This is a genomic window from Hymenobacter terricola, from assembly GCF_017921975.2.
GTDB lineage: Bacteria > Bacteroidota > Bacteroidia > Cytophagales > Hymenobacteraceae > Hymenobacter > Hymenobacter terricola.
Map to the genome: position 1 here is coordinate 1 of NZ_JAGEMO020000083.1, position 1273 is coordinate 1273.

Consider the following 1273-nt stretch of genomic DNA (forward strand, 5'->3'; position numbering starts at 1 on the left):
GGCTCGCCCACCGAGCGCGCCCGCAAGTTCATAGCCCACACGCCCTTCCAACGCTTCGGCGAGCCGGAGGAGCTGACCGGGACGCTGATTTACCTGCTCAGCAACGCCTCCCGCTTCGTGAACGGCGAAACCGTACTGGTTGACGGCGGCTTCAACGCTTTTAGCGGGGTGTAACATTTGTAATTGAACAAAAAAAGACCGTCATGCAGAGCGCAGCGAAGCATCTCGCGTGCTCAAGTAAACCAATCTGAGTCACTATCACACGCGAGCTTCTTCGGCTGCGCGGACGCCAGATGAGCAGGACGGTCTATTGATAACTGCTCACTGCTCACTGTTAACTGATAACTGAAAAACAATGCCCATCATCCAAAGCTGGCGCTGGTACGGCCCCAACGACCCCGTGAGCCTCGCCGATATCCGCCAGGCCGGCGCTACCGATGTAGTTTCGGCCCTGCACCACATTCCCAACGGCCAGGTTTGGCCGCAGGCCGAAATCCGCGCGCGCCAGGAGCTCATCAAAGCCGCCGGCCTGACGTGGAGCGTGGTGGAAAGCGTGCCCGTGCACGAAAACATCAAGACCCGCACCGGCGACTACCAGCACTACATCGCCAACTACCAGGAGTCGTTGCGTAACCTGGCGGCCTGCGGCATCTACACGGTCACCTACAATTTTATGCCCGTGCTGGACTGGACGCGCACCGACCTGGCCTACGAAGTGGCGGACGGCTCAAAAGCCCTGCGCTTCGAAAAAGCCGCTTTCGTGGCCTTCGATACGCAGCTGCTGAAGCGCCGGAATGCCGCCCAGGACTACACGGCCGATGAATTGGTGAAAGCCGCCGTGCGCTTCGCCGCGATGAGCGACGAGGAGAAGCAGCGGCTCCAGCGCAACATCATCGCCGGCCTGCCGGGCAGCGAGGAGAGTTTCACGCTGGCGAAATTTCAGCTGGCGCTGGATGCGTACGAGGGCATTGACGCGGCGAAATTGCGCGAGCACCTGATTCTGTTTTTGCAGGAAATTGTGCCCGTGGCCGAGCGGGTGGGCATCAACCTGGCCATTCACCCCGACGACCCGCCCTACGCCATTCTGGGCCTGCCGCGCGTGGTGAGCACCGCCGCCGACGTGGCCGCCCTGGCGGCGGCCGTGCCCTCGCCGGCCAATGGATTGTGCTTCTGCACGGGCTCGTTCGGGGTGCGGGCCGATAACGACCTGCCAGCCATGGTGCGCCAGTTTGCCGAGCGCATTCACTTCATCCACCTGCGCAGCACCCAGCGC

Annotated in this window: 2 protein-coding genes; both read left to right on the forward strand. The window is 62.1% G+C overall.

Annotation, left to right across the window (positions count from 1 at the left end):
* The first annotated feature begins 30 nt into the window (after positions 1-30).
* Complete coding sequence (locus J4G38_RS24380) at positions 31-174, forward strand: SDR family oxidoreductase (RefSeq protein ID WP_226163796.1); 144 nt, start codon at positions 31-33, stop codon at positions 172-174.
* A 181-nt stretch (positions 175-355) separates the two neighbouring features.
* Positions 356-1273: mannonate dehydratase (gene uxuA, locus J4G38_RS24385; RefSeq protein WP_226163794.1), on the forward strand; the 918-nt coding region annotated here is incomplete at its 3' end.